At 72.6% G+C, this 24,115-nt stretch carries 14 protein-coding genes; 6 read left to right on the top strand and 8 right to left on the bottom strand.

Annotated elements, in window-relative coordinates; all coding sequences use genetic code 11:
* Positions 1-16 precede the first annotated feature (16 nt).
* Positions 17-1,444 (bottom strand): SGNH/GDSL hydrolase family protein, encoded by a 1,428-nt coding sequence (locus CRV15_RS31415; protein ID WP_078564605.1) that lies wholly within the window; start codon positions 1,442-1,444, stop codon positions 17-19.
* Positions 1,445-2,210: 766 nt separating this feature from the next.
* Here CRV15_RS31415 and CRV15_RS31410 point away from each other — a divergent pair.
* From CRV15_RS31410 to CRV15_RS31400, 3 genes are all read left to right on the top strand, one after another.
* Positions 2,211-3,749, top strand: coding sequence for a peptidoglycan-binding protein (locus tag CRV15_RS31410; protein WP_009999246.1), 1,539 nt, complete (start codon positions 2,211-2,213; stop codon positions 3,747-3,749).
* Positions 3,750-3,915: 166 nt separating this feature from the next.
* Positions 3,916-4,947 carry an ATP-grasp domain-containing protein gene (locus tag CRV15_RS31405; RefSeq protein WP_003963238.1) on the top strand — a complete coding sequence of 344 codons (1,032 nt, stop codon included), beginning with the start codon at positions 3,916-3,918 and terminating at the stop codon, positions 4,945-4,947.
* A 147-nt stretch (positions 4,948-5,094) separates the two neighbouring features.
* Positions 5,095-5,964 (top strand): hypothetical protein, encoded by an 870-nt coding sequence (locus CRV15_RS31400; protein ID WP_003963237.1) that lies wholly within the window; start codon positions 5,095-5,097, stop codon positions 5,962-5,964.
* 61 nt (positions 5,965-6,025) lie between these two features.
* Here CRV15_RS31400 and CRV15_RS31395 read toward each other — a convergent pair whose 3' ends face one another.
* Positions 6,026-6,958: an endonuclease/exonuclease/phosphatase family protein gene (locus CRV15_RS31395; protein WP_003963236.1), complete on the bottom strand. Its 933-nt coding sequence runs from the start codon at positions 6,956-6,958 to the stop codon at positions 6,026-6,028.
* 206 nt (positions 6,959-7,164) lie between these two features.
* Positions 7,165-7,518, bottom strand: a complete 354-nt coding sequence (locus CRV15_RS31390; RefSeq protein ID WP_003963235.1) for a hypothetical protein — start codon at positions 7,516-7,518, stop codon at positions 7,165-7,167.
* 333 nt (positions 7,519-7,851) lie between these two features.
* Between CRV15_RS31390 and CRV15_RS31385 the strand changes: the two genes are divergently transcribed.
* Together CRV15_RS31385 and CRV15_RS31380 are read left to right on the top strand one after the other, a co-directional pair.
* Entirely contained in the window at positions 7,852-8,622 is a 771-nt protein-coding gene (locus CRV15_RS31385) for a hypothetical protein (protein ID WP_003963234.1), read from the top strand.
* A gap of 157 nt (positions 8,623-8,779) precedes the next feature.
* The gene (locus CRV15_RS31380; protein WP_029183250.1) at positions 8,780-9,262 is read left to right on the top strand and encodes a GNAT family N-acetyltransferase; all 483 of its coding nucleotides are present in this window, start codon (positions 8,780-8,782) and stop codon (positions 9,260-9,262) included.
* A gap of 156 nt (positions 9,263-9,418) precedes the next feature.
* Here CRV15_RS31380 and CRV15_RS31375 read toward each other — a convergent pair whose 3' ends face one another.
* Positions 9,419-10,255, bottom strand: a complete 837-nt coding sequence (locus CRV15_RS31375) for an oxidoreductase (protein WP_003963232.1) — start codon at positions 10,253-10,255, stop codon at positions 9,419-9,421.
* On the bottom strand, positions 10,252-11,229 hold the full coding sequence (locus CRV15_RS31370) for an NmrA/HSCARG family protein (RefSeq protein ID WP_003958526.1): 978 nt from the start codon (positions 11,227-11,229) through the stop codon (positions 10,252-10,254). The genes CRV15_RS31375 and CRV15_RS31370 overlap by 4 nt, the downstream gene beginning before the upstream one ends.
* 88 nt (positions 11,230-11,317) lie before the next feature.
* Between CRV15_RS31370 and CRV15_RS31365 the strand changes: the two genes are divergently transcribed.
* Positions 11,318-11,797: a MarR family winged helix-turn-helix transcriptional regulator gene (locus CRV15_RS31365; RefSeq protein WP_003958527.1), complete on the top strand. Its 480-nt coding sequence runs from the start codon at positions 11,318-11,320 to the stop codon at positions 11,795-11,797.
* 169 nt (positions 11,798-11,966) lie between these two features.
* On the opposite strand, the gene CRV15_RS31360 is transcribed toward CRV15_RS31365, so the two are convergent.
* The 3 genes from CRV15_RS31360 to CRV15_RS31350 are packed head-to-tail and all read right to left on the bottom strand — an operon-like array spanning position 11,967 to position 24,072.
* On the bottom strand, positions 11,967-12,959 hold the full coding sequence (locus tag CRV15_RS31360) for a hypothetical protein (RefSeq protein ID WP_003958528.1): 993 nt from the start codon (positions 12,957-12,959) through the stop codon (positions 11,967-11,969).
* Positions 12,960-12,970: 11 nt separating this feature from the next.
* On the bottom strand, positions 12,971-15,673 hold the full coding sequence (locus tag CRV15_RS31355; protein WP_003963231.1) for a right-handed parallel beta-helix repeat-containing protein: 2,703 nt from the start codon (positions 15,671-15,673) through the stop codon (positions 12,971-12,973).
* The gene (locus tag CRV15_RS31350) at positions 15,670-24,072 is read right to left on the bottom strand and encodes an RHS repeat domain-containing protein (RefSeq protein WP_009999242.1); all 8,403 of its coding nucleotides are present in this window, start codon (positions 24,070-24,072) and stop codon (positions 15,670-15,672) included. The genes CRV15_RS31355 and CRV15_RS31350 overlap by 4 nt, the downstream gene beginning before the upstream one ends.
* Positions 24,073-24,115: the final 43 nt, after the last annotated feature.

Here is a 24,115-nt window from a genome sequence, read left to right as displayed (position 1 = left end):
GGTCGTGCCGGACCGGTCAGCCGTGGGAGAGGTACGGGAACACCGCGCGGGCGATGGCGTCCATGCCCGCGTCGTTCGGATGGAGGTGGTCCCCCGCGTCATAGGCGGCCAGCAGCCGGTCCGGGTCGGCGGGGTCCCGCAGCACCCGGTCGAGGTCGACGACACGGTCGTACGCGCCGCTGGTCCGGAGCCAGTGGTTGACCTCCTTCCGCAGCGCGTTCTTCGCCGGGGACCAGTAGCCGTACAGGGCGTTCCTGAACGGGAGCAGCGTCGCCCCGACGACGGTGACGCCCTGCGCCCTCGCCGCCCGGATCAGGGCCTTGTGCCCGTCGATGAGCTGCCGGGCGGTGGACTCCGGGGTGACGCCGCAGCCGGTGTCCGGGCTCCGCGCCGCGCCGATGTCATTGATGCCGATCAGGACGACGGCCGTGCGGACACCCGGACGGGCGAGCACGTCGTGCCGGAAGCGGGTGAGTGCTCTCTCGCCGTAGCAGAGGTTGTCGGACAGCAGCCGGTTGCCGCTGATCCCGGTGTTGACCACCGCGAGCCGGGACCCGGCGGCGGTGAGCAGTTCCGCGAGCCGGTCCGGATAACGGCGGTCGGTGTCCGGGGTCGAACCGGAGCCGTCGGTGATCGAGTCCCCGAAGGCGACGACGGTGCCCTCGGCGGCATTCCGGCGGCTGTCGCTCCGCCCCGCGCTCCTGCCGTTTTCGGCGTCCTCAGCGTCCTCGGTGTTCTCGGCGTTTGTCGCGTTGGTGGCGCCCGGGACCGGGCCGGAGACCTCCACGTCCGAGAGCGCGTACGTGGCGAGCGTGGTCGGCCCCTGGAACGGGCGTCCGGTCACATCACGGGTCCGGTTGCCATCGGCGCGGTACGCCGTCGTCAGGCCCTCGGCGTGGAAGGAGACGGGCCCTGCGGAGCCGGTGAGGTAGAGGGTGACCGTCAGCCGGGTCAGCGGGCGCACGGGCAGCCGGAACGAGTCCGAGACCCGCTCGGCGCCGGGCGCGATCGTGACCTCGCGCGCGTCCCCGAAGCGCAGGGTGCGCAGGCCCCCGGGCCCGAGGGCGGCGCCCCGGCCGCTCCGGGCGACGGTGGCGTCCGCGATGCGGAGCGGAGCCTTCCCATACCGGTTCGACAGCCGTACCCGTAGCTGTCTTCCCCCGGCGCTGAGCCGGACGACCTGCCGCACGCTCTGCTCGCCGAACCCCTCGACGGACCAGTTGTAGGGGTGCACAGGGGCCGCCACCGGGTACTGGTGAGCGGCAGCCCAGGCGCCTGACCAATCGTTCGCGGATGCGAGTGCGGAGAGGCGGGCCGCTGCTATCGGGGGTGCTTCGGCACTTTCTTCGGTCGTCGCTCTCGCGGGGGTGTTGGCCAGGGAAAACGCTGCCATGGTGGCCGCCGCGACGGCGGTGACGGTGAGATGCCGGAACGTGGAACGCATAGCTGCGCCGCTCTCCTTCGGGCCCATAAGACCGTTGCACAAGCAAGCTCTTGATCGATGCACCGGCATCGTACGGTCCGTCCGGGGAGCGTGTGGGGGAAACACGGTGACCGGACGGGCACCGCACGGATACGGCTGGGGCAGGGCGCGCCCGGGTGGCACGGGGTGGTGCGCTTGGCGCGATCGGCAGGCGCGCGCCGTCGCCGCCCTGTCCTGCCCGCGTCCGCCGCGCGTCCGGGACCCTGCCCGCGGTCCTCGTCCGCCCGGGGGCACTCGTTCGTGTCGGCGGGCCCGGAGCCGGGCACCGGGCCCCGGGGGCCAGGACGGTCCACCCGGGGCGCGCCCGCGCGGCGGCCCGCGTGGCGAGGAGCCCGGTGCGGCCGGCGCCGGGGGCGCCCCGGGCACCGCGACACCGCCCGTGCCCGCCCGTATCGCCGCCCGCCCGGTCCCCGCCGCCCCGCCCGGTCCCCGCCGTTCCTCCCGTATCGCCGCCCTCGCCGCCCCCGCCGTCCCCCCCCGTCTCCACCGTCGGAATCCGGACGAATGGCCGCTCAGATGCCGCAGCCCCGCCGACGGCGTCTGTGGCCCGAATACCGAGGACGGTGCGACGAGGAATGATCTGAGGGATCGGTGTTCCTCCTGGGACCGGCCTCCGGTTGCCCTCCCGTATGACCGGATCTCGGTGGGAGCCGACACCTCCGGTGAACCCGCCGCCTTTCCCACACGTTTCCTTGGGTCGCTCCGCCAACCTGCGAGGAGATGCCCGTTGATCTTCAGCCCACGACCCCCGCGTCCGCGTCCCTTCCTCCGCCCCCGGCGCGCCGCCGTCCTCGTGACCGCCGCGCTGTTCGCGCTGACCCCCGTCGCGAGCCCGGCGCAGGGCGCCCCGTCCACGACGGCGGCACCGCGCGTGAACTGGCTCGGCATGAACGGAGACAAGCTGGCCTATGGGCGCGACGCGCAAGGAAACCGCGTCCCCGACTACTCGTACGCGGGCTACCGGGGCGGCGGTGTCCCCCTGCCCGCGGTCCCCGCCCGTGTGACCGTGCCCGCCCCCTCCGGGCAGGACGACACGGCGGCGCTCCAGCAGGCCATCGACACCGCCTCCGCGCTGCCGCCCGACGCCCAGGGCTTCCGGGGCGCCGTCCGGCTCGGCCCCGGCCGCTACCGCATCGGCGGCACCCTCCGCGTCACCGCGTCCGGCGTGGTGATCCGCGGCTCCGGCGGCGCCACCGTCCTCGCCGCCGACGGCGCCCGCTCCCGCACGCTCATCACCTTCGGCGCCAAGTCCTCCTACGGCGTCGTGGGCACCCCCGCCCGTGTCACCGACGACTATGTGCCGGTGGGCAGCGGCACGCTCACCCTCTCCTCCACCGCCGGGCTCTCCGTGGGCGACGCGGTCGTCGTGGAACGTCCCACCACCCAGGCGTGGATCGACGCCATCGGCATGAAGGGGATCTTCACCCCCGACTGGAGCCTGCGCTTCGAACGGCGTATCACCGCCATCAGCGGCAACCGGATCACCCTGGACATCCCCCTCACCAACGCGCTGGAGCAGCAGTACACCCAGGCCACCGTCTACCGCTACACCTTCCCCCGGATCAGCCAGGTGGGCCTGGAGAATCTGAGCGCGGACGGCGGGGCGATGACCGCCGCCCCCGACTACTCCAGCACCTTCTACAACGCGGCCCTGTGGGAGTTCAACGCCGTCGAGGACTCCTGGGTCTCCAACGTGGTCGCCAACCGCTTCGGCGGCGCGGGACAGACCGCGCTCGGCCCGCAGAGCCGCCGCGTCTCGGTGCTGCGCACCCAGATGCTCGACATGGTCACCACCGACAGCTCGGCCCGTTCCAACGCCTATCTGCTCCAGGGACAGCAGAACCTCGTCCAGGACTGCCGGGTCACCGCGACCAAGGTGCACGCGTTCACCACCTACGGCCGCCAGGCCGGGCCGAACGTCTTCTCCCGCTGCACCGCCGAACTCGTCCAGACCACCTATGACTCCGGCGGCCACCAGCGCTGGGGCAGCGGAACGCTCTACGACCAGCTCCGGGTCGACGGCACGCTCCTGCTCGTCAACAACGGGACCAGGGGCTCCGGCCACGGCTGGTCCGACGCCAACAGCACCGCGTACAACTGCGTGACCGAGGGATACCGGATCCAGGGTCCGCCGACCGCGCACAACTGGTCCTTCGGCTGCACCGGAACCCTGCTGGACAACAGCGACGGCGAGGTCGTCTCACCCGGGAAACCGGTCCTTCCCGCGAGCCTCTACGACCAGCAGCTCGCGGACCGCACCTCCTAGCCCCGGGGCCCCTGGGCCCGCGCCGCCGCGACGCGCGTAACACGACCCCGTGCGCGGGCGGACCCGGTGCCGGTGGGAGGCTGTGCCGGGGCCGCGGTGGCCCCGGCACGGACGGACGGCACGCCCGCGAGCACCCTCACGCGGAGCGGGGAGGACGGGGGAACGCATGGCGCCCAGGGCACGACAGGCGATCGAGGCACCGGCCCAGGTGTGGGTGCTGGTGCGGGAGCACCCGGTGCCCCTGTTCGCGAGCACCAGCGCGCTGGTGGCCGAGCTGGAACGGATCCACGGCCCCCGCTGCGCCGTCTGGCACACCGACGAACTGCTCATGGGCGTCGAGGACGGCCGGCTGATCCTGCGGACCCTGGGCGGTCTGGACGTCCCGCCACCCAAGGTCGTCCTCGTCCGCCAGGTCCCCGGCTCCATGGACGGCAACCGCGAGATCGCGCTGTTGCGGCACCTGGAACTCATGGGCGCCACCCTGGTCAACCCGGCCTCCGCGCACCGGCGCTGCGGCAGCAAACTGGAACAGCTCCAGCATCTGGCCCTCGCCGGGCTGCCCGTGCCGGACTCCCTCACCTACGCGACCGCACCGCTCACCGGTGTCGTCCGCACCCCCGGCCTGCCCACCCCGTGCGTGGTGAAATCCGGCAGCGGCAAGGGCGGCCAGCAGGTCTTCCTCGCCCCGGACCGGGGCATGCTCAAAGCCGTCGCGGGCAGCCTCACCCCCGATACGACCTGGCTCCTCCAGGAGTATGTGGCCGCCTCGCACGGCCGTGACCTGCGGGTCGTCGTCGTGGACGGCCAGGCCGTCGGGGCCCAGGTCCGCACCTCGTCCGACGGTTCCCTCGCGGCCAACCTGGCCCGGGGCGGCGGCGCGCAGGTCTGCGCGGGCCGCTATCCGCGCGCCGAGGCGCTTGCCGTCGAGGCGGCCCGGGCGCTCGGACTGGCCATCGCCGGGGTGGACCTGCTCTTCGCCTCGGGGGACCCGGAAGCCCCGGAATGCCCGGACGAGGCGGAAGGCGTGGCGGACCCGGAAGACGCTGAGGGCGGGTACGTCATCGGCGAGGTCAACGCCGTCCCCGGCATCAGTCCCCGGCGCATGCCCCAGGCCATCCCCGCGATCACCGCGTACGTGGACCGCCTGCTACGCGCTCCGGGAAGCACCGGAAGCACCGGAAGCACCGGAAGCACCTGAGGCGCCGAACGTGTCAGTGGCGGCTGATACCTTGCGTCGATCCGCGCACGCGACACGAACACGACGCGATGCGACGTAATACGACGTGATGCGCCATGGCACGAAGCAACATGACACGGCACGACATGACACGAAGGAGCGCTCCTCGTGATACCCGAGAAGGATCCGGCGGCCGACCTCAGCGGATGGGATGCCGCGCTGGCCGGTGCCTTCGACGTACTGCTCGATGGCGTCCCGGCCCTCGACCCCGCCGCCGGACACGATGTGTACTACGCCTCGGACCCCCTCGACGAGTTTCTGTTCCCGAACCCCTGGGCCACCCCTGACGCACTGTCGGACCCGGCCCCGAGGCATCTTCCGGATCTGGACGGCGAGTACCCCTTCTCCCCTTGGACATGGCGGTTCGACCTGAGTGAGTCGCTGTTCCGCTTCGATGCCGGCCTGCTCGCGGGAACGGAACCGTGGGGCGACGGCGGACACAAGGGCCCCCGGCCGTTCGACGACACCTTCGTCACCGCCCTGCGGACGGTCTCCTCGGCCGACGAGGCCGGTGACGCGCTGGTGCGCGGCGCGGAGCTGGGACCGCTCCTGGGCCGCCACGGCGTCGACCTGACCGACGGGACATCCACCCGGCTGAACAACTGGCTGACCGTACTGCTGCGCGTCGCCACCGACGGCACGCTCACCGACGCGATGCGGGCCGCCACATTCACCGAACGAGGTCCCGGACACCTGGTGTCGATCCACGACATGAGCCGTGCCCGCGCCGCCGCCGAACCCTGGGAGGAGCGGCTGAGCACGGTCGCGCACCCCGCGCTCCGCGACCATCTCCGTATGCTCTGCCTCACCGAGGACGACGCGCGCGCCGAGGGCGGCTTCTACTGCGGCGCCGACCACTGGCCGTGGACCGATGCCCTGGAAGCGGTCGGCTGCTCCCTCGTCGCGGGCTGGGGCTTCGGCGAGTCCCAGGCCGGTGCCGCTGTCGTGCGACTGCCGGACCGGCCGGGAGCGCGCTGAGCACGGCGCCGGGAGCGGCCCGCCGAGCCCGCTGAGGCACGCGCCGGGCCCCCTGGCTCCGTCAGGCTCCCGGGCCCGGGCCCACGGCCTGCGGCGACGGCGCGTGTGTGCTCACCGGCCGGGTCGGCCCCGGGGCGCCCACGTCGGTGTGGACCAGGTGGTGGTCCGAGTACGAGGTCAGATGCACACCGTGCTCGACCGGGGCCATGCCCCGCAGAAAGATGTAGTCGAACGTGAGTTGCCAGTCGGTGGTCGGCTCGCAGTCGGCGGCGGACGAGGGGCCGCACGGGGACTTCTCGTCGGCGGACAGCTCCCAGATCCTGGTGAGTTCGGGGGCGTTCGGAACGGCGTTGAAGTCACCGAGGACGATCGCGCGCTCGTGCCGGGCGACGGCGGCGGCGAGGACCCGGGTCTGGTCCGCCCGGACCGCCTCCTGGCGCCGCTGGGCCAGGTGTGTGTTGAAGACCCGGACGGACCGGCCGCCCACCGTGGTGGTGACCGCCATGTATCCGCGGTCCTCGGAGCCGCCGTCGGGGTACTCCACACTCTCGTGGTCCGTCATCGGCGCCGCGGACAGGAGCGCCTGACCGAAGGCCCCCGGCCGCCACGGCAGCCCCCCGCAGCGGCCCTGATGCTGGAGCACCGTCCCGTACTCGACGTGGTAGACCAGCCCGTAACGGCTCTTCAGATACTGCCGTATCCACTCGACGTCCCGTACGCACGCCTCCTGGAGGCCGATGACCTGGGGCGCGTACCGGGCGATCTCCGCCGCCCGGCTCGCGTTGCTCTCCTTGCAGGGGTTGCAGATGTTCCAGGTCATGACCCGGTTCGGTACGGCGTCCCTGGGGGCTTCGACCGGCAGCGACCTGGCGAAGAGGGCGTCGTTCGGCGCGCTGGGGCCGATGAGCGCCGCGCATGCCAGGGCCATGGCGCCCGCGAGCAGCCGTGTGCTCCGTCCGAGCACCGTCGCCTCCTCCGTGGATGCACAGGGCATCCGCCGTCTTCGTGTGCCGTCGCCCTGTGCTGCGTGGCCACGCATGAGATGTTCATGGACGAGATTACGGGACGGGGTTGTCAGCGGCACATGCGGTGCGGGCGGCCCCGAGCGGACCCCAGGCGGACCCCGGGCGGACCCCAGGCGGCCCCCGGGCGGCTCCAACGCAGCGACTCGGCGGCGCCGCGGCTCAGCGGTGCAGCGGCTCAGTGGAACTCGCGCACCACCTGGATCGTTCCGACGATATGGGCGTTGAACGTGTCCAGCTCATCGGCCGGTACCCACAGCTCCAGGATCGTGCGTCCGCCCGCCTGCCGGACGGGATATCTGCGCAGGAACTCCGTGTCGACCTCGAAACGGGTGACGAACCCGGCGCCGTCGTGCCGGACGTTCCAGTCCCGGGCGATCCTGACGGCGTACTCCTCGTTGAGCACCGGATAGAAGATCGGCTGCTCCGGCAGCCTCGGCGGCCAGGCGCGCCAGTCCAGCTCCCGTACCAGCTCCAGTTCCGCGGGGCCGGTGGGGCGCCACAGGGTCGTCGTCGCTCGCTGTACGGTCATGGGAATCGCTCTCCGGATCGGGCTGCCGCCGCCATGGGCCGCGGTCGGCGGCGGGCCTGACCGTATCGGCGGCCCCGGTGTGTCCGCCACGGAGTTATGGGGCCGCCACCGCCTCCCACGCGCCGCCGGGCGCCGGGCGCGGGCCCGTTCCGTTCCCGTACGGGAGGTGCCCGGTCCCGTCCGGGGTCCGCGTCGTAGCCTTGTCGGGTGATTCCCGGAATACCAGGACGTAGAGACCGAAGAAGGCGGAGCGCGGAACACCGGCCCCCCGCGGGTGCCTCCCACGGCGGCCGTTACGACGGGACGGGAGGACAGGCCCGCGCCCCCCGGGGCGTGCGGCGGCGGCGGGTGTGGGGCGCCGCCGCGCTCCTCGGTGCCGTGCTCGCGCTGCTGGGATCGGCCGGGGGCGCGGCGTCCGTGTCCGGCGGGATCGACACCGTCCGGGCCTTCCGGGCGGCGGCCGACGGGTGCACGGCGGCGGACACCCCCCGGAAGGACTGCTTCACCACCCAGCGGGCCGTCGTACGCGGCACCGAGCGCACCGGAGCGCGCAGCTCGGAGTACTGGGTACGGCTCGACGGCCCCGCCGCCGTCCCCGAAGAGGTCGATCTCGGGGCGGAGGGGCCGCTGTTCAGGGAGTTGCAGCCGGGCGACGAGGTCACCGTCACCCTGTGGCGCGACTACGCCACGGCCCTCAGCCGCGACGGCACCACCCAGCACTCCCGGGACACCCCCGAGGGCGAGCCCGAATGGGGCGCCGGAATGGCCGTGGTCTGTCTCACGGTCTTCTGCTACCTCCTCTATCTGGGCACGGTCCTGCTCACCCGGCCCCGGGAACTGGCCGAGCGCGGATCACCGTTCGGCTTCCGGTTCTACGGCGTGTGCGCGCTCTGCGCCTGTGTCGCCGCGATCCCGGCCGGTATCGTGGGCGCCTTCGCCGGACAGGGCGCGGGCGAGGAGCACCGCGGCTGGATCGTCCTGACGGCGGTCTGGCTGGCGCTGCTGCCCTGTGTGTACGCCGGGGTACGGCGGTACGCCGGGCGGAGCAGCCGGGCCGCGTACGCGGAGCGCCTGTACGGGCCGCCGGACGGCTCGGGCATCTGAACGCGGCTGACAGCCCCTGTGGGCCCTCGGCCCCGGACGCGTCCGGAGGCGTCCCCGGGCGTTTCCGCAGGCCGATCCGGTGTGCACCCATCAGCGCCCGGTCGCGGCCCGGCGGCCCGGCCCGCGTTGTCAGTGGCGGCGGTTAGGGTCGTGTGCCATGAGCGATGCACGACGTGGGGTGGTGGTCCGCAGGGCCGGACTCGCCGATGTCGACGGACTGGTGGCGTGCAGCGCCGCCCTGTTCGCCGAGGACGCGGGGGCCCGTGATCCGAGTGTCGACCTCGACTGGCCGCGCGAGCACGGGCCGCGGCGGTTCGCCGACGGTGTCGACGATCCGGGACGGCTGCTGCTCGTCGCCGACCGGGACGGGGAGGTCGTCGGGCATCTCACCGGTACGGTGTCCGAGGGGTCCGCGATACGGCCGGTCAGGGTCGCGACGCTGGTGAGTATGTATGTGCGCCCCGCTCATCGCGGGGAGCGGATCGGCGAGCGCCTGGTCCACGCGTTCACGGCCTGGGCGCGGGGCAAGGAGGCGGAGCTGGTGGAGGTGACGGCGTACGCGGGCAATGCGGGAGCCGTCCGTTTCTACGAGCGCAACGGCTTCGCGGCCACGACGGTGACCCTGGAGGCCCGGTTGTAGTCCGTCCCCGCCCCGCCCCGCCCCGTACGCGGCGCCGCGCCGACGGCGCCGCGTACGGCCCCTCGGGCAACGGGCCGCGTCGGTGCGCGCGCCCGTGTGCGGGGGGACCGGGTGCCCGGGTGTTCCGTCCGGGTGCGAGCGCGGGCCGGAGGCCGGTCAGGGGGTGCGCAGCATGCCGCCGTCGATGACATGGTCGGCGCCGGTGATCCACGCGGCGTCGGCGGAGACGAGGAAGGCGACGAGCGCGGCGATCTCCTCGGGTGTGCCGGGGCGTTGCAGCGGGATGCCGCCCAGCCCGGCCATCCAGTCGCTCAGGGCCGCCTCGCGGTCGCCGCCGTCGCGGGCGGCGATGCGTTCCAGCATGTCCTCGGCGGCGGAGGTGAGGGTCACCCCCGGGGAGATCCGGTTGACCCGGACGCCCCGGGGGCCGACCTGACCGGCGAGGGTCTTGCTGTAGACGGACAGCGCCGCCTTGGCGGCCGAGTACGCCGCGGCCTCCCGCATCGGTTCGTGCGCCGCGGTCGACGAGACATGGACGATCACCCCGTCGCCACGGGCGAGCATGCCGGGGAGGACCGCCCGGTCGAGCCGGACGGCGCTCATCAGATTGGTCTCCAGGTTCCGGCGCCACTCCTCGTCGTCGGCGTCCAGGACGCTGTCGGGGCGGGTGGTCGTGCCCCCGGCGTTGTCGACCAGGATGTCGACGCCTCCCAGCAGCGCCTGCGCCGCGTCGGCCACCCGTTCCGCGTCGGCGGCCACGGCGGCGTCGGCGGTCAGGAAGTGCACCCCTTCGGGGACACTGCCGCCGGGGCCGCGCGCGGTGGTGAGCACCGAGGCGCCCTCGGCGGCCAGCCGGGCCACGATCGCGGCTCCGATGCCCCGGGTCCCGCCGGTCACCACCGCCCGCCTGCCCGCCAGACGCGCGGCCCCGCCGGTCCGGGCGGCGACGCCCGGGGCCGTCGCGCTGTTCTCCGTCCCCGTTCCGGCGCTCACTGGACGACCTCCTTCGCGTGCCGCGCCAGCCACTCGGGGAGCGACTGGAGGCCGGGGTTGAGCGCGCGCACGGCGTCGAGGTCACGGTCACCGGTGAAGACGTCGGCGGCCTTGACGTAGTACGCGAACATGTTGGCCACCTCGTCCGCCGCGAAGGCGCCGGAGGCGCGGTACTCGTCCAGCCCCGCCGGGCGGTAGTGGACCTGCTCGCCCAGCGCCGCCGTGAACAGCCCGGCGATCTCCGCCCCGGTGTGGTGGGAGCCCGCGATGGAGACGGTCCTCCCGATCAGCTCCGGGTGGCGGAAGACGCCCAGCGCGGTCCGTCCGATGTCGTCGGAGGCGATTCCGGCGAGCCGGGCGTCCGCCATCGGCAGGGTCAGCACCAGCGTGCCGTCCTCGGCCCGCACCGGGCCCATGCCGCGCAGGAACGCCTCGTAGAAGAAGGTGGTGCGCAGGAAGGTGGTGGGCACGCCCTCGGCGGTGAACAGCCGGTCCGCCTCGGCCTTGGCGTCGAAGTGGGGCACGGTGTAGTCGCCTTCGAGCACGGGCACCTCCGGCTGTCCGGCGGCGTCGCGGAGCGTCTCGCGGGTGTCCTCCAGGGTGGACCAGATCACATGCCGCAGCCCGGCGGCCCGGGCGGCCCGCGCGGCGTTGCCCGCCTGCTCCTGCTCCATCCGCGCCGCCGAACGGCGCCGGACGTCCCACTCCGGGCGGGGGGCCCAGAAGTTCGTGACGACGAACGCGCCGTACGCGCCCTCGAAGGCGGAGCGCACGGACCTCTCGTCGTCGAGGTCGGCCGCCACCACCTCGGCACCGGCATCGGCCAGGCGCCGGGCGCCGGGTGAGCCGACGTCGCGGGTCAGGGCCCGCAGGGCGAACGGGCCGTCGTGGTCGGCCAGGATCGCCCGGGCGAGACCGCCGCCCTGCGAGCCGGTCGCGCCCACCACAGCGATGATCTTTTTCGCTTCCGACATGGCTCTCTCCCCTGGGTTGACGTATCAACTTCCGATTCCAGAGTAGGGCGGGCTGGTTGACGTGTCAACCAGAAGCTAGGATGGGCCCATGTCCGACGATCCCTGGCTGAACGAGGCCGAACAGCGCGCCTGGCGGTCCTACCTCCATATGCAGCGCATGCTCCATGTCCGTCTCGCCTCCCGGTTGCAGCGCGACTTCGACCTCTCGGGAGCCGACTACGAGATCCTGGTCAACCTCTCGGAGGCCGCGGGCGGACGGATGTGCCCCAGCGATCTGCTCGGGGCGACCCAGTGGGAGAAGAGCCGGCTGTCCCACCACATCAGCCGTATGGAACGCCGCGGCCTGGTCACCCGCGAGCCCTCACGCACCGGCCGCTACCCCGACATCCAGCTCACCGATGCGGGCCGCACCGCGATCCGCCGGGCCGCCCCCGCCCACGCGGCACACGTCCGCGCCCTCGTCGTGGACGTCCTCGGCCCGGAGCGCCTCGCCCGCTTCGAGGAGGACTGCCGGGCGATCACGGACGCGCTGGACGCGGAGGAGGAGCCGCCCGGCTCCTCCAGCTAGAAGGCCATGCGGCCGGAAGGTCACGAAGCCAGAAGGTCATGAAGCCGGAAGGCTCATGCGGCCGGAAGGTTCACGAAGCCGAAAGGTCACGAAGCCGGAAGATTCATGCGGCCGGAAGGCCATGAGGCGGCGAAGACCGAGAACAGGGACGCGGGGAAGCGGCCGGGGCTCACCGACGGCAGGTGATCCGGATCTGGGAGGCCGCGTGATGCGGGACGGTGCCGTCGGACCAGTGGTTCTCGCCCCGGTCCAGCATCATCACCGCCAGCCGCCCGCCCTTGACGGGGAAGGAACCGGCCCGGATGGTCTTCGAGGTGGTGTTGGTCTGGTCGATCTCGAACCGGCCGTAGCGGGAGCTTTCGTCCCGGGGGTCGGAGAGGACGAGATAGGTCGTGGGGTGGCCGCCCACATGCGTGCTCTCGGGGTCGTCCGGTACATAGACGGCCAGGTCGCACCGTTTGGCCTCGCCCACCGACCACCACCACACGACCCGGTTGCGGGCGTCGGCCCCGGGGTCCCCGGACATCGGCACGGAGGTGAAGCTCCCGTCGCAGCCCTTCTCCGTCCACCCCCCGGTCCTGACGGAGAACCAGCCCTTGTCCCTGTCCCGGTTCTGCTCGCGGTAGCCGCCGCCCTTCGGGACCGGGCAGCCCGGCCCCGACCAGGCGGTGTAGGAGATGCCCGGCGGCCGGGCGGTCCCCTCGGCGGCCCGGGTGGCGGTGCCTTTCGCGGCGGGGGCGGAGGCGGGAGCCGTGGTGGGACTCCCGGAGGGCTTCCCGGCGGTCCCGGTCGCTGTGGCATTCGGGGCTGCCGTGGCATCCGGGTCGGCTGTGCTGCCCCGTGTGGCGCCCCCGTCCGGCTCCGCCGCCACCGCGCCGTGCGGCGCGAGCCGGTCGGAGCGCTGGAGGAGACCGGGCGCGGCGAACCCGGCCGCCGTCAGCGAGCCGACGATCACGCCGGTGACCCACACCCGGCGGCCGGGCAGCAGATGCCGCAACGACGGCCTGCTGTGCCGGGCGAAGGTCCGCGCGAAACCCTCGCTGCCCGGACGGCCCGCCAGGGGCCGCAGCGGAACGGCGGCGGCTTCCGGCAGCGCCTCGGGTTCGAGAGACCCGTCGGGGGCTGTGCCGAGGGTCTTGTGGGGGGTCTTGTCTCCGTGCACGGCGGTCCTTCCTAGCTGGTGGGCAGGTCCTCGGCGGTGAGGGTGACGAGATCGGCGTCGGTGGGAGCGGCCAGTTCGGCGACGCGGTACGCCTGACGCTCCGTCATCGTCTGGAAGATCTGCCGCGCGGTACGGCCGTTGCCGAAGCGGCGGTCCCTCGGCGTGGCGTCGAAGAGCTGGTGCAGGGCCGCGCCCGCGGCCTCGGTGAGCCGGTACTGATGGTCTCCGGCGTGCCGCTCGACGATCGAGACCAGCTCCGGTGTCTCGTAGTTCTCGAAGAGCAGGGTGCGGTTGAAACGGGAGGCCAGACCGGGGTTGGAGTCGATGAAGGTCTCCATCTCCTCGGAGTAGCCCGCGACGATCACCACGACGGCGTCCCGGTGGTCCTCCATCAGCTTCACCAGGGTGGCGATCGCCTCCTGGCCGAAGTCGTTGCCGATACCCGGCGGAACGAGGGAGTACGCCTCGTCGATGAAGAGCACACCCCCCATGGCCTGCTGGAAGACCCGCTGGGTCTTGGGGCCGGTGTGTCCGACGTACTCGCCGACGAGCGAGGAGCGGTCGGCCTCGATCAGATGGCCGCGCTCCAGCAGACCGACGGCGGCGAGGATGCGTCCGTAGAGCCGGGCCACCGTCGTCTTGCCGGTGCCCGGGTTCCCCGCGAAGACCAGATGGCGGCTGAGCGGCGGCGCGGGCAGCCCCGCCTCCTCCCGGCGGCGGACCATCTGCATCAGCTTCACCAGCGAGGAGACATCGTGCTTGACCCGTTCCAGGCCGACTAGCCGGCCCAGCTCGGCCAGCAGGTCGTCCAGGTTCTCCACGGGGGGCTCCCCGGCCTGCTCCCCATCCCGTTCCGCGTCCCGCGCGCTGTCGCCGGTGCCGTCCGCCCGGCCCGTGCCCGTGCCCACGGCGGGCGTGGCCCGTGCCCGGTCGCCGGGTCCGGGCCAGTGGGCAGTCCGCACGTCCTGCGCGGTGCAGTCCTCGACCGTGGGCTCCGCGCCCTCGTCGAGGTCGAGATCCTGCCCGGTGTCCCTGACCCGCAGACCGCGCAGCACCGGCCTGGCCCCGGCGCCCACATGCACGGCGGGGAACACCGTCGCCGAGAACGTGCAGCGCTCGAACGTGCCCCGGCCGCCCGCACCGACGAACAGCCCGTTCTTGGCGCTGCCGCTGACGACGGTGTCGGTGACGGTCGGGTCGGCGCCCTTGCCGACCACCAGTCCGCTGCCCCGGGAGTCCCGTACGACACAGCTCTCGACGGTCGCGGTGGAGCCCTCCTCGATCACCACCCCCGCCGTGCCGGTGTCACGGACCCGGCAGTCGCGCAGCACGGCGGCCGAGCCCCCGCCGAGGCTGATCCCGGAGCGCTCCACCGCGGTGATGTCGCAGTCGGCGAGCAGGAGACCGCCGGAGGAGACGGTGGTGACACCGCTCTTCCCGCGGATCACGGTGAGGCCGTCGACGTTCGCGGTCGCCTCCGCGTCCAGGTACAGCCCGGACATGGCGCAGTCCACGGCCCGGCCGCCCGTCAGCGCCATCTCGGCCCGGCCGGTGGCGCGGATGCCGTGCTCGGGGGTGGGGCCGACCCGGACGGACTCCAGCGCCGCGCGGGCCCGCGCACCGACATGGACGGCGGTGAAGGCGCACTCCATGAGGTCGCTCTCCACCAGCGTCAGTTCGGAGCTGTCGTACGCGAGCGCGCCGTTGGCTGCGCTGCCGCGCACCGAGGTGCCGCGCACGGAGAGCCGGGAGCGCGCGGCGGCGAGCAGACCGCTGCCGCCGACGCCGCTGACCCGGCAGTCGACCATCTCGACGGCGGACTCCTCGGCGGCGGAGACACCCGACCCGGTGGTCTGCCGGATACGGCTGTCCCGGAGCAGGACATCGGCGTCGTTCGTCACGGCCACGCCGTCCCCGCCGGTGCGCAGCACCTCGCAGCCCACCAGCAGGACTCCGCCGTCGGCCGTGGCGGGCGGGTCCCCGGCCCGGTCGCCGCGGGGCGAGCTGCCGGTGACCTGGACGCCGTCGCCGGTGCTGTCCTTGAGCCGGCAGTCCAGCAGCAGGACGCTGGCCCGCTCCTCGACCAGCAGCCCGTTGCGCCCGGCGCCGACGGTGCCGCAGCCGTGGAAGGCCGCCCGCGCCTCGCCGCGCACCCGCAGGCCCGAGCCGCTGACCCGGCGTACCTCGGTCCCGGTCAGCACGGCCGCCGCCCGCCCGGCGACCACGACCCCGGTGCCCTCGATGTCCTCGATCGTGCACTGGTCGAGGGTGACGGGCCCACTGCTGGTCAGATGGACGCCGACCAGCGCGGCGCGGTGGACACGGGTGTCGCGCAGCACGGCCGACGCGGAGCCGCCGATCTCGATCCGGCCGCCGCTGATCCGGCACTCCGTCAGCTCCGCCGTACCGGAGAACAGGACGGCGGCCGGTTTCCCGGGGTCCGAGCCGACCAGGGTGATGCCGTGCAGCACGGCCCGTGGGGCGGACAGTTCCAGGACGGGGTGTCCGGGCTCGGGGGCGGTGAGGAGGACCGTGCCCGCGCCCCGGTCCGCGACGAGGGAGACGGAGCGGTCCAGCAGGACCCGTTCCCCGTACTCGCCGGGGGCGACGCGGATCTCGTCGCCGTCGCCGTCGGCGGCGGCGCGCAGCGCGTCGGTGATGGTGCGGTGCGCGCCGCGGCCCTTGGGCGCCACATGCAGGACCCGGGGGGTCATGAGGTCTCCGTGCTGTCGGTGGGGTCGTCGGAGGCGACGGGGGCGGGGAGGGGAATGGGCGGAGGGGGGATTACGGGGCTCTCGGGAGACCCGAAGAGATCCTCGGGAGGGATGACCGGGCTCTGCGGCGGTACGGCCAGACTGGTGCTGACCCCGGCCGAGTTGAGCATCCACCGGGAGAAGCCGGACTGGATCGTCGAGAGGCCCAGATTGGTAAGGATCTCTCCGACGCCGCCCCGGTGGTAGAGGCGTGAGCCCGCCATCACGCTGCTGACACGGATCGGGACGCCGATCGCCTGTCCGGCCAGCGAGCCGAGCATGCCCCAGCCGCCCGCCTTCAGCGCGTCGACGCCGCTGAGCTGCACACCCTGCACGCCGAAGATCGCGGCGTTGGTCGCGTTGCTGGCGAAGGAGCTGAGCGAGGAGGTGATCGCGCCCACCCCGATGTCATAGCTCGCGGTCCGCCAGCGCACCGGGAACTCGTGGGAGGACCACTCGCTGTTCCAGTCGTCCACCGAGGCGTAGTTGTGGCGGTTGAAGTTCTTGCTGAAGTCCATGTTCCAGGCGCCGTAGCGGAGCTGGCCCATGGGTGTCGCGTCGTGCAGGAAGGTGTGCGTGCCCCGGACCGCGCCGCCGATCGCGCCGCTGACGGCGGACTTCGCCACGTCCCGCCATGACATCTCCTTGTCGTGCACCAGGGAGTCGAAACCGTTGACGACCATGGAGACGGTGAAGTCGGAGAGGAAGCCCGTGCTGAAGTCGATGCCGATCTTGCGGAGTTCCCGTTCGAACCCCGACATCACCCGGGATTCGCCACCGCCCGGGGCCAGCCCGGTCCACAGCTCGTGCCAGGGGTCGCGCATCTCCCGGTAGAAGCCCCGGAACTCGCTGGCCCCGCCCCGGAAGGTGGTCTCGCGCCCGGCCAGGACCCAGCCCCGGTCGCCGACGTTGCCGATGCCGTGCGCGGGCCTGACCGAGGGGAGCTGCTGGGACTCGCCGATCTTGGCCGAGTTCCACCGTCCGAAGGCGTCGGTCTCCCAGACCCGGCCGGAGATGGTCCGCTGGGCGACCATATTGCCGTCCTGGTATTCGCGCCACTGGCCCCACAGATGGTCGTTCTCGCGGTAGCGGCCGGGCACCCCGGGGACCGCCGACGTGGAGTGGACCACCTTGCCCTGGTCGAACTCCTTCCAGACATGGGCGTCGCCCGCCACGATCGTGGTCTGTCCCGGGTTCGGGCCGGGGACCAGGGTGTGGTCGAACTCCCGCACCCGGCCGCCGTTGCTCGTCCTGACGTTGAAGCCGCCCACCGTGTCGTTCCACTGGCCGCCGCCGGGTGTGCCGCGGTAGACGCGGGTGGCGGCGTCGCTGACCAGGTTTCCGGCCGCGTCGAACTCCTGGACCTGGAAGTGGGTGAGGTTGCCCCGGGCGTCGTGGACGGGGGAGGTGTGCAGCCGGTGGTCGGTCGAGAGGGCGTTGTACTCGCGTACCAGAGCGCCGTTGTTGCTGTAGTCCTTGAACGAGTCGTCCCAGGTGTCGGAGCGGGCGCTGCCGCGGTTGTTGATCCGTTTGCCGCTCAGCGCGGGGTCCGGGTAGTTGCCGGCCGCGTCGGGGACGGTCGGGGTGTTCTGCTGGTACGCCTGCCACTCCCAGTTCTTCTTGCGCGGGTTGCCGAAGCCCTCCACGTACTGCCGGATGCCGTCCCCGTCGGTGAACAGGTCACGGCGGCCGGTGATCTGGTTGAGGTCGTTCTTGTCCACCCAGATGCCCTGCTTGTCGTTGGCCGCGGTGCCGGGCTGCGGGAACTCGCCGGTGTACTCCCGCCAGCCGCCGTTCTGGGAGCGGTGGGCGATGGCGTTGGCCCCCGCGTTGTCGAAGACGTCCTCCCAGTTCCCGTTGGCGTCCACATGCCGGACACCGTTGCGGGAGTTGTCGGTGTAGTGCCAGGCGAGCTGGTAGGGCTGCTGGCCGCCGCCGGGCACCGGCGCCGGGGCGGCGTCCCAGCCGGTTCCGTTGTGGCCGAACTCGACGACCTTGCCGTTGTCCAGGGCGCGGGTGCCGCGGATGACACGGCCGTGCTGGTCGATGTCCGCCCAGCCGCCGTCCGGGGCGAACTTGCGGACACCGGTCAGCCTGGTGCCGTCGGCGGCCGTCTCGGTCCAGGTGAAGATCTGGTTGAGCGAGTCCTGTCCGAAGGCGCCCCGGTACCAGGGCATACCGGCCTTCTCATGCCAGAACATGGCCGGCAGCCGCTGCTCGACCATCCGCCGGACCTCCAACTGCGTGGTCCCGTCCGAGAGGGTCTGCTTCCACCCCGTCAGCTTGTTCTGGAGACTGAACTCCTTGTAGACGTCCCCGTTGTACTGCACGGTGTTGCCGGGGCCGAGCGTCACCTCGTACTCGCGGAACTTCCCGGCCTTGTCGAAACCGGCGTAGTCACCGAACCGCTTCTGCGCCACGACCTGGTTGCCGCCGTGCTGGAAGACGTCCTCGTAGCCGTTCCCGAGCGGTGCCCAGTGGCGGTCGCCGTGGGCGACCAGGGTGCCGTTCGCGTCGAACCGCTGCCAGGTCCACCGGTTCTGGCCCGGCAACTGCTCCGCCCGGACAAAGCCGCCGTTGTCGAGGGCGTGGTACTGCCGGGTCTCCCCGGAGCCGTGGATCAGGCTGCTCTTGCCGTGCCCGGTGTCGTGGAAGGTCCGGCGGTCCGGGTTGAAGATCCGGTCACCGTGGTCGAAGAAGCGGTTGTTCTGGTTGAACGAGGTCCACTGGGTGGCCTTGCCCTTCAGGCTCGCGTCCGCGTGCAGGAAACGGCCGTCACCGAGTATCTCGCGCTCGAACTGTGCCACCCCGTTGCTGGTGATCGTGAAACGGCCGTTGTTCTGCTGCCAGGTGCCGGTCGCGAAACGGCCCGCGTCCGGGTTGCCGTTCGCGAGCACCCGGCGCGCGGTGCCGTCGGTGAGGTCGACCTCCCAGAGCTTGCCGGTGGCCTCGCCGTACGCGTGGATGGCGATCTTCTCGGAGAGGAGCTGACCGCCGGGGGAGAACACCTGGCTGTCGTGGCGGAGCACCGGATGGTGGGGCCGGGTGACGGTGTAGTTCCCGGTGATCGCGTCGCGCGTCACCGTCGGGCGGAGGTCCGGGAGCCCGGTGAGGCCGTCGGAGAGATGGTGTCCCGTCACGGCGCCGTCCGCGCCGAAGGTGGTGCGGATGTGGGTGTTCGTGCCCAGCGGCCGGGTGGTGTGCGTGCCCGTGAGCGGTACGTCGTGCGCGGTGAGCCGTCCGTCCGTGCCGAAGTGCCAGGTCTCGGCGGTGTGCGCGGCCCCGCCGTTCGCCGGGTCCGCCCGGACGGTGAACCCGCTGAAGCTGCCGTCGGCGGCGGTCACCGGGGTGAGGGTGTGGGCGCCCGCGCCCCCCTCCAGCGTGGCCGCCGGGGCTCCGGCCGGGGTGTGGACGATGTCGATGTGGGTGTACGTCCCCGGGAGGGCACCGGTACCGCCGTTGAGGGGGATGTGCTCGGCGGTGAGCCGTCCGTTCGCGTCGAAGTCCCAGATCTTCCCGGTGACGTCGTCGGTGACCGTGTGACCGCCGACCGCCTGCGGATTCACCGTGTACCCGTCGACGGGCCCGGTGCCGTCGTGGAGGGCGTGCGTGAGGCCCGTGGTGTCCTGGGTCGTGCGCAGATGGGTGCCGCCGCCGGGGAGCTGGGCGGCGCCGGGGGCGCCCAGCGCCAGATCGTGCGCGTGGACGGTGCCGTCCTGGGCGATGTGCCAGACCTGGCCGCCCGCCGTGTCGGTGACGGTGTGGCCCCCGGGGACCAGCCCGCCCGGGGCGACGGTGTGGGCGGGCAGCGCGGCGCCGGTCTCGTCGACGAGGGAGAGGGTGGTGCCGCCGCCGGGCGTGTGGGCGGTGCTGATGTGGGTGGCGGGCGGCCCGTCCAGCCCGGTGTGCGGGTGCAGGGCGAGATCGTGCCGCGTCAGTCCGCCGTCGGCGCCGTAGTGCCAGAGGTCGTGGGTGACGTTGTCCGTGACCCGGTGGCCGCCTCCGTCGACGGCGGTGACCGCGAAGCCGTCGACCGCGTTCCCGTGGGCGTCGACGAGGATGTGGCCCGGTGTGCCTGGGGTGGTGCGGACATGGGTGCCCGTCCCCGGCAGCGGTCCGGCGCCGCTGTGCACGGCGGTGTCGAGGTGCTGGAGCCCGCCGTCGGCGCCGTAGTGGTAGAGGGTGTTGGTGACGTTGTCGGTGACGAGGTGGCCACCGCCTGGCGCGGGGGCGACGGTGTACCCGGGGACCGCGGCGCCGGTGTTGTCGACGAGCGTCGGCACTTCACCGGGGGTGGTCCGGATATGGGTGGTGGTTCCGGGCGCCGCCGGACCGCTGACCGCCGTGTCGAGATGGCGGAGCGCGCCGTCGGTGCCGTAGTGGTAGAGGGTGTTGGTGGTGGTGTCGGTGATGGTGTGTCCGCCGCCGGGCAGGGAGGTGACCGTGTGCGTGGTGACGGGTGTTCCCGCGCCGTCGACGAGCTGCGGGGTGTCGCCGGGGATCTCCCTGACATGGGTGCCGGTGCCCGGGAGCGGGCCGCCGGTCAGCGGGGTGTCCTGATACCGCAGGGTGCCGTCGGTGCCGTAGTGGTAGAGGGTGTTGGTGGTGGTGTCGGTGATGGTGTGTCCGCCGCCGGGCACGGAGGTGACCGTGTGCGTGGTGACCGGCGTTCCCGCCCCGTCGACCAGGCTGTGCGTGTTCACCGGCGTGGTCCGGACATGGGTGGCGCCGCCCGGGGCGGCCCCGCCGCCGAGGGCGAGATCGCTGTACTGGAGCCGCCCGTCCGCGTTGTAGACCCACTGCCGTCCGGGCTGGGTGTCCACGGTGCCGATGTAGGTGGTGCCGGACGGGGTCACCACGCTGCCCGGGACGAGGTCGTCGCCCCGCATCATCAGGGGGGCGCCCGCCCCGGTGCCGTTCACCACCCGGGTGTGGTTCAGTTCCATCGTACTGAGCCCGGTGAACGGGGTGTTCGACGTCAGCATGCCGCCGGGCAGCCGCCCCCGGTCGCTCGGCGTGCTCACCATCACGTTCTGGAGATCCGCCCGCATGGACTGCGGATCGATGCCCATCTTCCGCAGGGTGTCCTCGGCCGAGGCCAGGATCAGTTCCGCCTTGCTGGTCTCCAGCCTGGCCAGGGCCTCGGTCGGGGAGACGCCCGACGAAGGACCGCCGATGTGCTTCGCGGCGGTGTTCTGGAGGTCCTGGGCCTTGCCGAGACCGCTGAGGGCCTGCTCGTAGTCGAGCCAGGCCCGCAGCCGCGCCACGCCCTCCGGACCGCCCTTGCCGCCGGTGATGGTCTCGAAGCGGCCCTGACGGCCGATGTCGATGTTCCCGGCGGCCGTCGAGCCGTCGTGGGACCCGCTGTGCGGCACCTCGGTCGAACGGGGCGGAGCGGGCGGTGCGGGGAGTTCGGAGGCGGCCGGGGCGGGGGGCGGCAGCTCCGGTCCCTTGCCCTTGATGTCGTTCAGCTTCCCCGGTCCGCCGTCGAGCAGGCGGAACGCGTCCTCCAGGGGGTCGCCCGCCGTGGTGGGCGGGAGCTTCGGCGAGGAAGGGGCCGAACCGTAGGCGGAGTCGGCCCCGCCCGGGGGCGGGCTGTCCGTCCGGACGGGCGGGGTGTCCATGCGCGTGGGCAGGGTGTTCGTGTGCGTGGGCGGGGGGACGTCGGAGCGCTGCGGCAGCACCGCCTCCGGCTGCGGCCCCGGCCGCTCCAGGGGGCGGAGCGGTACGGGCGCGCCCTCCGTGCCCGCCGGGGGGATCGCCGTAGTGCTGTTCTTCGCCGCCGGGCCGGTACCGGCCTGCGCCCCGGCGAGGTCGGAGCCGGTGTTCCCGACCCCGGCCCGGTCCAGGTCCAGATCAACGGCGGAGGACAGGCCCTGCGGTCCGTCGAGTCCGGCGGTCCCGGCCGGGTCGGCCCCCAGGCCCGGGGCAACACCCTCCTGGCCGCCGAGGCCCGCGCTCTGCGGGGGCAGCCCCATGTCCTTGCCGAGGCCGTCGGGGACGGAGTGCCTGACACTAGGGGTGTTCCCGGTGAACTGCGGCGCCGCGCCCTTGACGCCCGGAGCGCCCGCCGGGCCCGTGTCGCCGAGGACGGCCTTCGGGGGCTCCTGCCGTCCGAGCAGGTTCAGCGCCAGATCCTGCGACCTGACCGGGTCGAAGGCCAGGGCGGTGGCGTCACCTGTCCGCACCCCGCCGGGACCGGCCTTGACGTCGAGTCCGCTGCCCTTGATGTCGAGTCCGGCTTTGGCGTCGAGTGTGCCGCTCTTGATGTCGAGCCCGGCCTTCGCGTCCAGCCCCTGCCCGGCGGTGACCACGGGGACGTCGAGGCCGCTCGCCGGGGTGACGCCGGTACCGAGACCGGTCGGTACGCCGGGTGACAGCGAGGGCGCCACGGACGGCGACAGCGACGGCGACAGCGACGGCGACAGCGAGGAGGTGGACAGGGGCGTGGCCGAGGGAACATCACCGATCCGCAGCGTGATGCCGTCCTGGCTCGCGCCGACGATCTCGACCTCGCCGTGCGCGATCGCGTTCAGCTCATGGGCGCCCAGCTTGAAATCGAGGTCCGCGTGGGTGAGGGCGCTGTGGGTGAAGCCCAGCCCCTCCGCGTTGCCGACCGTCTTGATGCCGGGGGCTTCGAGATGGCTCGGCAGCAGGGTCGGCAGACCGGACGTGTCCAGCCCGGACAGCGAGAGCCCCGGGGTCTCGAAGTGGCCGGGCCCCGCCGACGACAGGCCCGAGACATCGAGTCCGGCCGTCTTGATCCCGGGTGTCCCGACCAGCCCGGACACCGAGGGGCCCGACAGATCGAGCCCCTGCGCACCGAAGGCGCCGCCGCCCTTCACCTCCAGCGGACCCAGCGGCACCAGCACACCGTTCTGGGTACGCCCGAAGCCGGTGAGGCTGTCGAGCGTGGTCAGCTTGTTCACCGCGGTCATACCGCTGATGTCGCCGAGACCGCTGCTCACCCCGTGCAACGGCTGGAAGACGGGGCCGCCCGCCAGACCGGGGACGAGGGGCGCGCCCAGGCTGAGCGGCCCGGTCTCCGTCAGATGGGTGGTCGTACCGAGGGTGAAGCCCGGCAGATCCACGTCCAGCCCGGTTCCGGAGCCGCTGAAGCGCGGGTCGAGCGGGGAGAGGGCCCCGGGGCCCTTCAGCTCCAGACCCGTGTGGAGGCCGGTGAAGGCGGTCTTTCCGGCTTGGGCCGCGCCCAGTCCGAACCCGCGCTCCAGCAGGGCGAGTTTGGTGGCGCCCTTGTAGCCGAAGGCCGCGATCTCCCCGTAGTGCAGCGGTACGAGGGCGCTGACCCCGAGGTCGAAGGCCCGCCCGCCGAGGGTGAGCACATAGGCGCCGATCTTCCCCATGGTCCCGCTCGCGCTCCAGGTGCTCAGGAAGAAGTCCTTCCTGATCGCGAGGGAGAGGCTGTTCCAGGTGGACTTGGCGAATCCGCCCGCCGTGGAGAGCAGCGCCGGTACGGTCTTCAGCCCGGCGATGACCGCGCCGGGAACCGCCTTCACGGTGCTCAGGAGCACCTTGCCCACCATCGCCGGGTTGAGGGCGATCTGAGCGAAGCCCTTGGCGGTGCTGAGCGCCGTGGTCTTGGCGGCGTTGAAGAGCAGCTTGGCACCGGTCCCCGCGCCCTTGGCGAGATTCAGCAGGCTGAGGGCCTTGGTGGTGGGGCCGAGCAGGCCCACGAAGGCGAGCCCCAGCTCCAGGGCCGACGCCTTGCCCTCGGCGTAGTCGACCGCCGTCTTGGCGAACAGCGCCGCGTTCATCGCGAACGCCAGCAGACCGAGCGGGCCGCCGACGAAGATGGCCACGATGGAGATCACGATCGCCAGGACGTTGAAGACCTCCCAGAAGATCTCCCAGCCGCTGATGGGCAGCTTGACCATCTTTCCGGCCCTGCGCAGCTCGTCGCTCAGGGTGCGGACCGCGCTGAGCAGGTCCAGGCGTGCGTCCGTGGCGTCCTGCTTGGGCCCGGCGAGCTGGGTCTTGTAGTCCTCGGCGCTCTGGTCCAGGCCCTGCGCGGCGGTCATCGCGGTGTCCGCCCGGGACTGGATGTCCTCCAGCTTGGTCATATAGGCGCCCACGGCCGACGAGGCGGTGGAGAAGGACTCCGACAGCGCCTCGACGAAGGTCTTCAGCTCGCCCGAGATCTTCTTCCGCAGCGCCTCCGCGGTCTTGCCGACGAACTTGCCCTCGCTCTGGTTCAACAGGCTGGTGAGACCGGCGTTGACGTCGTCCGCGAGCTGTTTCAGCTCGTCCATCTTGGTCTTGATGGCCTGGAGCACGAGCGGGTCGCCGGGGGTGGGGTCCTTGCCGAACCCCAGTTGGCTCCAGTCGCTGTCGCGAGCCATCCCGGCCTCCCTGTCTCGATCCGGCTCTTCTGCCCAGTACACG

This window comes from Streptomyces clavuligerus, assembly GCF_005519465.1.
Taxonomy (GTDB): domain Bacteria; phylum Actinomycetota; class Actinomycetes; order Streptomycetales; family Streptomycetaceae; genus Streptomyces; species Streptomyces clavuligerus.
Note: the sequence above shows the minus strand (reverse complement) of the source record. Positions and strands in the feature narration are given on the sequence as shown.

What these genes read in the sequence shown, in the direction of transcription:
- CRV15_RS31365 (WP_003958527.1), top strand. Translation starts at nt 11,318, where the DNA reads ATGTCCGACGATCCCTGGCTGAACGAGGCCGAACAGCGCGCCTGGCGG.
- CRV15_RS31390 (WP_003963235.1), bottom strand. Translation starts at nt 7,518, where the DNA reads ATGACCGTACAGCGAGCGACGACGACCCTGTGGCGCCCCACCGGCCCC.
- CRV15_RS31415 (WP_078564605.1), bottom strand. Translation starts at nt 1,444, where the DNA reads ATGCGTTCCACGTTCCGGCATCTCACCGTCACCGCCGTCGCGGCGGCC.
- CRV15_RS31405 (WP_003963238.1), top strand. Translation starts at nt 3,916, where the DNA reads ATGGCGCCCAGGGCACGACAGGCGATCGAGGCACCGGCCCAGGTGTGG.
- CRV15_RS31380 (WP_029183250.1), top strand. Translation starts at nt 8,780, where the DNA reads ATGAGCGATGCACGACGTGGGGTGGTGGTCCGCAGGGCCGGACTCGCC.
- CRV15_RS31370 (WP_003958526.1), bottom strand. Translation starts at nt 11,229, where the DNA reads ATGTCGGAAGCGAAAAAGATCATCGCTGTGGTGGGCGCGACCGGCTCG.
- CRV15_RS31355 (WP_003963231.1), bottom strand. Translation starts at nt 15,673, where the DNA reads ATGACCCCCCGGGTCCTGCATGTGGCGCCCAAGGGCCGCGGCGCGCAC.
- CRV15_RS31395 (WP_003963236.1), bottom strand. Translation starts at nt 6,958, where the DNA reads ATGCCCTGTGCATCCACGGAGGAGGCGACGGTGCTCGGACGGAGCACA.
- CRV15_RS31350 (WP_009999242.1), bottom strand. Translation starts at nt 24,072, where the DNA reads ATGGCTCGCGACAGCGACTGGAGCCAACTGGGGTTCGGCAAGGACCCC.